Source organism: Nocardioides sp., from assembly GCF_036374615.1.
GTDB lineage: Bacteria > Actinomycetota > Actinomycetes > Propionibacteriales > Nocardioidaceae > Nocardioides.
Map to the genome: position 1 here is coordinate 1 of NZ_DASUTK010000156.1, position 6,553 is coordinate 6,553.

Genomic DNA, 6,553 nt, shown 5'->3' on the forward strand with positions numbered 1-6,553 from the left:
CGCCCCGACGGCGGCGCGGCGTCGCCCGGATCCGGTGGCGAAGCCCGGGAGCGCCGTGCCCACCAGAGCCCCGACGAGCGCCATCCCGCCGAGCTGGACCGGCAGGATCCAGTTCTCGGTGCCTTGGTCGTCGAGGAAGTAGGCAGCGACCGGAAGGCTGAGCATGCCGGCGGCGACCAGGAGCAGCCAGCCGAGGAGTTTGGTCACGGCCGAACGCTAGTGGCAACGCCCGCCACCTCGCACCGTTGGCTGCTCGCAGTGCTCAACGTGGGGCGCCGCGGTCGCGGCGCTGGTCCAGCACGTCGTCAAGCCACGGGCCGGCGCCCACTGCTCTGCGGCAATAGGTGCGACCCGGCATCGGGAGCGACGTCTCGCGCAGCCGGTCGACGGAGTCCGGGGAGAGAGCGAGCTCTGTGGCGGTCACGAGGTGGACTGTCTCCAGGCCGACGCCGGTCAGGTGGTTCCAGCGACCTGCGGCAGGCAGGTAGTGCTCAGCACGGAGCATGGCACCCAGTGAGGTTCGCTGCTGCTCGCTCGTGAGCAGGTACACCTCGCACCGGCCGGGTCTCCGCCGGAGGCGCAGGACCGTGGCGTCGACGGCACCTGCCTCGACCACGTCCAGGATCCGAGGAACGACGCCGAGACCGGCTCGGCGCCAGACAGCCGGGTACGCCGACACCGCTGCCGCACGAAGGCCTCCGGTGAGTCGCGAGACCGCCTTGTCAGCTCCGCTCGCGTGCGGTCGCGCTCCCTCCTGGGACGGCTTGGCGCTCGACTTCTGGGCCCCAGCGGACGGGGATGCCGGGTCGGAGCCCAGGATCAGCTGCCCCAGGTCGGCCAGGGAGTCCCAGTCACGGTTGCGCACGAGCGAGATCGCCTTGTCGGCGGACCTGCCCGGCGGACACAGGGTCTCGAAGAACTCCTCGCCCGGGCTCGGCCGACGGACCTTCGCCACGATCGACTCGAGCTCGGCCGCGCGATGTGGCGTGACCTTCTGCTTGTCCAGCAGGCAGTGCAAGAGCACCGTCCAGAAGGCGTCACTCGGGTCGAGGGCGTACACACCCCTGTCCTCGAACCGCCTGTCCAGACAGCCGGGCTCGAGGTGCGAGGCGAGCTTCAGCTGCTTGCTGTAGACGAGTCGAGTGACGACGTCGAGCTTGACGGACTCGTGGGAGGCGCGGTGGGACAGGACGTAGAAGCGGTGCCATGAGGGGCGCAGGACCGCTCGCGACCACGCACCGGGCACGCGCAGCCTTGGGAGCGTGTAGGCACCGAGCTCGAACACGACGTCCTCGAAGGAGTCGAGGTCCTCCGCGCTCACAAGCAGGTCGACATCACCCCCCGGATGACCGAGAGTCGCACGGCCACGCAGCAGCGCCCACCTCACCCCGACGCCGTTCAGGCCGTCGAACACAGCCCTGAGGAGCTCGTTCGGGGTCAGTGCCGAGTCCGACGCGGACGAGGTCCCAGCTCGGTCATCACCGGACGACATGCGGCCCCCTCGCCCGTTGCCTCCATCTGAACGTGCAGAGCGTGAGTCTAGGACGCAGCCGTCGGCTGCATCCGAAAAGGACGAATTGTCAACGGAACCTTTATCGCCGTTTCGTTGCCAAACGCCCGTGAACGGCTCACGATGGTCCGGTGAACCCGCGGGGAACGGGTTTGCAAGGGGGAGTCAAGTGTTCTGTGCACATCAGCTGACGGGTGACCTGGACCCGACACGGGCCAGGCCCGCGCGGCCGACCGGCCGGAGGCGTCGACATGAGGCGTAATGTCGCGGTGATTCTCGCCGGCGGCGTCGGTGCCCGGATGGGCCTCGGCATCCCGAAGCAGCTCATCAAGATCGCAGGCCGCCCCATTCTCGAGCACACCGTGGCCGCCTTTCATCGTCACCCCGCAGTCGACGAGATCATCATCATGATGGCCTCGGGCCATCTCGATGCAGTTCACAGCATCGTGAGGTCCGGCGGCTACGAGAAGGTCACGCAGGTCCACGAGGGTGCGGAGACGCGCAACGGCACCACGCTGCGGGCCCTGCGGGCGATCGGCGACCAGGACTGCAAGGTCCTGCTGCATGACGCCGTGCGGCCCCTGGTGAGCGAACGGATCATCAGCGACTGCTTCGACGCCCTTGACCGCTACGACGCCGTCGACGTCGCGATCCCCTCCGCGGACACGATCATCGAAGTCACCGAGCAGGGCACCATCAGCAACATCCCGCGCCGCGCCGCGCTCCGGCGAGGGCAGACCCCGCAGGCGTTCCGCGCATCAGTGCTCCGCAAGGCCTACGCCGCCGCTTCCCAGGATCCGGACTTCGTCGCCACCGACGACTGCACGGTGGTGCTCCGCTACCTGCCGGAGGTGCCGATCTGGGTCGTTGCCGGCGACGACCGCAACATGAAGGTCACCGAGCCGATCGACGTCTACATCGCTGACAAGCTGTTTCAGCTGACCAGCCGATTCGCGCCGGTCCGCCACTCGCTGACGGACTACACGCGCGCGCTCTCCGGCAAGACCGTCGTCGTCTTCGGCGGGAGCTACGGCATCGGCAAGGACATCACCGACCTGGCCCGCGAACACGGTGCCGACGTCTTCGCGTTCAGCCGGTCGTCGACCGGGACGCACGTCGAGCGCCGCCAGGACATCGCAGCAGCCATCGCCACGGTGCTCGCCGCAACCGACCACATCGACATGGTGGTCAACACCGCGGGTGTCCTGCCACGAGGATCGTTGGCCGAGACGTCGGAAGAGGCGGTCTACGAGGCGACGGAGATCAACTACTTCGCACCCATCTTCATCGCCCAGGAGTTCTTCCCGCACCTGGCCAGGACCAAGGGCAACCTGCTGCTGTTCAGCTCGAGCTCGTACACCCGCGGGCGCAGCGGGTACAGCCTCTACTCCTCCGCCAAGGCGGCAGTCGTCAACCTCACTCAGGCGCTGGCGGACGAGTGGGCGCCGTACGGCGTGCGAGTCAACTGCATCAATCCCGAACGCACCGGTACCCCGATGCGAACCAAGGCCTTCGGGAAGGAGCCGGCCGACTCGTTGCTCGATTCCATGGCGGTCGCCCGCCACTGCCTCGACACGCTCGTGTCGAGTGAGACCGGTCAGATCATCGACATCCGGCGCGACGACCCCCTGGCCAGCCACGTCGCGGCCTCGGAGGCCGCCGTCGAGCTGAACGGCCACGCGGGCACCACGGCGGAGTCCAGTGTCACCTCCTCGCTCGCCTGGTCGCGCGCGGCGTCGACACCGTGACGTCCGGGAGTGCATGACCCCGGACCTGGACAACGACCTGGAAGGCACCCTGCGGATCGAGACCGAACCGCAACAAGACCGGAACAAGATGGCGAAGCTTGCACACGGGAGCGTCCTGCGTGACTAGGGTGACGGCCTGACCGGTTGCTGAGCGACCGGTGATCGGGCGTGGGTGGCCCTGAGACGGGGCACCACTGTGGACCGGACGGGGTCGTCGGTCCGCGGGGAACAAGGGGGAGCAGCATGGACGAGAGCGGGGACTCCAACCCCACGCTCCGGGTACGCCCGTCTCCTGTCTCTCTGATCCGGGCGCTGATCTACTTCGTTCCGTCCTACGCCGTGGCCATCGTTGGCTACCTGGCCGTCAACGTCATCGCTGCCCGCATGCTGGGTCCGTCGGGTTTCGGCTACCTGGTTGTGCTGCTGACGGTTGCCGGACTGGTCGCCCAGCTGGCCCTCCTGGGACTCCACCGGGCGGGTCTCCGCGAGGCCTCGCGTGCCGAGGACACGGACACGTTGATCGCGCTCCGTCGGCAGGTCCGGTCGGTCCTGCTGGTGCCGCTGCCGATCGCGTCGGTCGCCACGGCGGCTGTCGTGTGGCTGATCGGTCCAGGTGACGACCTGCAGCTCGCCACGGCCGTCCTGAGCGGCGTCCTCGTCTACCAGTCGGGCTACCAGCTTCTCAGTGCCAACTTCCTGCGAGGTCTCGGCCACATCCGGACCGCCAGCCTGTTGAGCGGACGCTCGGGTGGTGCGCTCGTGGCGGCAGTTCAGGCGGCCGGCGTAGGTCTGATCGCGTACGTCGCTCCGGACTCAGGCCTGGCCGGGGTGCTGCTCGGCATCGTCGCCGGGTACCTCGGCCCGCTGTGCTACGTGCAGTGGGTGCTGAACCGGAGCTGGCCGGTCGCGACCGGTCCTCATCACACGCTTCGTCAGCTACGGACGATCATCAAGCGCGACTGGCGTTTCACCTTCAGCCAGAGCGGCGGATACCTGAACTCGACGGTCGAGCTGTGGCTCGCCGGTGCAGTCCTGACGGCGGGCGGGACCTCGTTGTTCGCGGCCAGCCAGCGCCTCGGACGACTGCTCGTGATCCCGGCCACCTCCCTGGCGACCGTGTTCAGTCCGGCGATCGCCCGGCTGTCGTCGAAAGGCGAGCGGACGCAGCTCCAAACCCTGATCCGGACCGCCGCGTCGGTGACGACCGCCTTCAGCGCGGTGCTGTGGCTGCCCATGGTGATCGCACCGGAGTTCGTGCTGCGCGCCGTGTTCGGTGCCGGCTTCGAGGACGCCGCGCCCGCCCTGATGCTGATCGCCACCGGGTACCTCTTGAGCGCGCTCAGCGGCATGTCGGGCAAGACCCTCTCGATGTCACATTACGAGGGCGACCTGGCGATCATCACCTGGATCGTCGTGGCCCTCCGGATCGTCTCGGGCCTGATCTGCGCGTACCTCTGGGGCGTCACCGGCCTCGCCGCTTCGGCAGTGGCGATCTCCGCCGCCTACTACGTCGCGAACTGGGTCGCTGTACGCCGCAGGCTCTCGATCTCGACGCACGCGACGCTCCGCCCGAACTTGAGGATCCTGGCCCGGATAGCGGGATGACGACCATGAATCATGAGACGAGTGAACAGGAGGCCGGCGTGGACGTGACCGCTCTGCGGATGAGCACTGCAGAGGCCATCGACGGCGTGGCCACGAGGCCGGTGCTGGTGGAGGGCTCTCCGCCGCCGTGCGGTCGGGACCTCGACCTGCTGGCCGCTCCCCGGGACCACGCCGCGATCAGCAGCTGGCTGCACGGTGCCGGATTCATCCGGTGGGGACACACGTGGGCCCGGTTCGGGGAGCCTGGGGTCTACGGCGTCGAGCTGTCCTCTACCGAGCGGTGGCAGACCTCACAGGCCGATGCCTCGTCCCTCTTCCTCGACGCCGAGCCGATCCCCGGGTTCCGCCACCTGGTCCTGCCGAGTCCTGCAGTGGTGCTGCTGCTCGCCGCCCGAGGCAACGTGACGCGGCGTGGGGCCCTGACGCCGAAAGCGCGCAGTCGCGTAGCGGGAGCGCTCACCCGCGATCCCCACGCGTGGGAGACAGCGCTGGAGCTGGCCGGTCCGTTGGGCATGACCGGTGCGGTCGAGCTGCTACAACGTACGTACCGCTCGAGCGCTCCGCTGTCGCCGTCAGCTCGCGTGGCCGGTCTCGCGTCGGTCCTCCTCAAGGGTGGCCCGATCTCCGCCAGGACGCGGGTCCTCCTCGGTGCTCGCCCTCGGCGGCTTCGACCGGCCGTCGTGTCCTTCTCGGGGTTGGACGGCTCCGGAAAGAGCACGCAAGTGACTCGGCTCAAGTCAGAGCTGAGTGAGCTGGGCGTTGCCTCGGTCGATCACTGGGCGGGGTTCAAGAACGCTGCGTTGCTCCGGATGCGGTTCCCGATCCTGGACCGACCCAGCAGCGCCTACGCGGGCGCGGCAACGGAGCGAGACCAGCTGATCCCGCACGCGCTGCACGGCAGCCGGGTCGGGACGGCAGCGTGGGGATATGTCGTGGTCCTGTTCAACTGCGCGCACCTCTGGCGGTTCGTCCTGCTGCGGCCGCGTGGCACCAAGCTCTTGGTCTTCGACAGGTTCAGTCCCGACACCATGGTCAAGCTGGACCTGCGCTTCACGCGGATGCGAGGGATCGACATCACGTGGCAGCGCAAGCTCTTCGAAGTGATGAGCCCCAAGCCGGATGTCGGGTTCCTCGTCGACGTCTCCAGTGAGGTCGCCTACGGGCGGCGTCAGGAGCAGACGCCCCAGGAGCTTGCCGACATGGCCGAGCTCTATCAGGAGCAGGTGCCCCGGTACCGCCTGCACCGACTGGACGGCACTCTGCCGGCGGACACCCTCGCGCACGAGATCGTGACGACGGTCTGGCGAGGGCTCCGGTGAGCGGCGGGCAGTGGCGCCAGCCGCCACAGGTGGATGGCCGGCGTCCCACCTCCGGCTCGGCGACAGAGGAGCTGCTCCGGGCCGTGATCCGAGCCGTCGGCTCAGGCGGCGGCGTCACGGTCGAACGGCAGCGCCTCGCGGGGCGCTCGAACATCTTCGTCGTCAGCACACCGACGTCCCGCGAGGAACACCGGCGATGGATCGTCAAGCAGCCGCACACGACGTGGTCGCAGGACGACGTCTCCAACCCGCTGAGTGCCGAGCAGGAGTTCGACGCGCTGCGCCGACTGCACGAACACTTCGTCGGCCTCGGCCTGCCCTACCGGGTGCCGGAGCCAGTGGCGTTCCTCCCCGAGGTGGAAGCCGTCGTG

Annotated in this window: 6 protein-coding genes; 4 read left to right on the top strand and 2 right to left on the bottom strand. The window is 68.6% G+C overall.

Features of this window, described 5'->3' with window-relative positions:
* Both VFZ39_RS12130 and VFZ39_RS12135 read right to left on the bottom strand, forming a co-directional pair.
* Nucleotides 1-207, bottom strand: a 207-nt coding sequence (locus tag VFZ39_RS12130) for a hypothetical protein (protein WP_330866022.1), incomplete at its 3' end; no start/stop codon positions are given.
* 55 nt (nt 208-262) lie between these two features.
* The gene (locus VFZ39_RS12135) at nt 263-1,492 is read right to left on the bottom strand and encodes a hypothetical protein (protein WP_330866023.1); all 1,230 of its coding nucleotides are present in this window, start codon (nt 1,490-1,492) and stop codon (nt 263-265) included.
* A gap of 269 nt (nt 1,493-1,761) precedes the next feature.
* On the opposite strand from VFZ39_RS12135, the gene VFZ39_RS12140 reads away from it, so the two are divergent.
* The 4 genes from VFZ39_RS12140 to VFZ39_RS12155 form a co-directional block, all read left to right on the top strand.
* Nucleotides 1,762-3,258 carry a bifunctional cytidylyltransferase/SDR family oxidoreductase gene (locus VFZ39_RS12140; RefSeq protein ID WP_330866024.1) on the top strand — a complete coding sequence of 499 codons (1,497 nt, stop codon included), beginning with the start codon at nt 1,762-1,764 and terminating at the stop codon, nt 3,256-3,258.
* A 243-nt stretch (nt 3,259-3,501) separates the two neighbouring features.
* Nucleotides 3,502-4,863 carry a lipopolysaccharide biosynthesis protein gene (locus tag VFZ39_RS12145; protein ID WP_330866025.1) on the top strand — a complete coding sequence of 454 codons (1,362 nt, stop codon included), beginning with the start codon at nt 3,502-3,504 and terminating at the stop codon, nt 4,861-4,863.
* A 38-nt stretch (nt 4,864-4,901) separates the two neighbouring features.
* The gene (locus tag VFZ39_RS12150) at nt 4,902-6,182 is read left to right on the top strand and encodes a hypothetical protein (RefSeq protein ID WP_330866026.1); all 1,281 of its coding nucleotides are present in this window, start codon (nt 4,902-4,904) and stop codon (nt 6,180-6,182) included.
* A gap of 83 nt (nt 6,183-6,265) precedes the next feature.
* Nucleotides 6,266-6,553: hypothetical protein (locus VFZ39_RS12155; protein ID WP_330866027.1), on the top strand; the 288-nt coding region annotated here is incomplete at its 3' end.

Coding starts and splice junctions, on each gene's coding strand:
- VFZ39_RS12135 (WP_330866023.1), bottom strand. CDS start 1,492: ATGTCGTCCGGTGATGACCGAGCTGGGACCTCGTCCGCGTCGGACTCG.
- VFZ39_RS12140 (WP_330866024.1), top strand. CDS start 1,762: ATGAGGCGTAATGTCGCGGTGATTCTCGCCGGCGGCGTCGGTGCCCGG.
- VFZ39_RS12145 (WP_330866025.1), top strand. CDS start 3,502: ATGGACGAGAGCGGGGACTCCAACCCCACGCTCCGGGTACGCCCGTCT.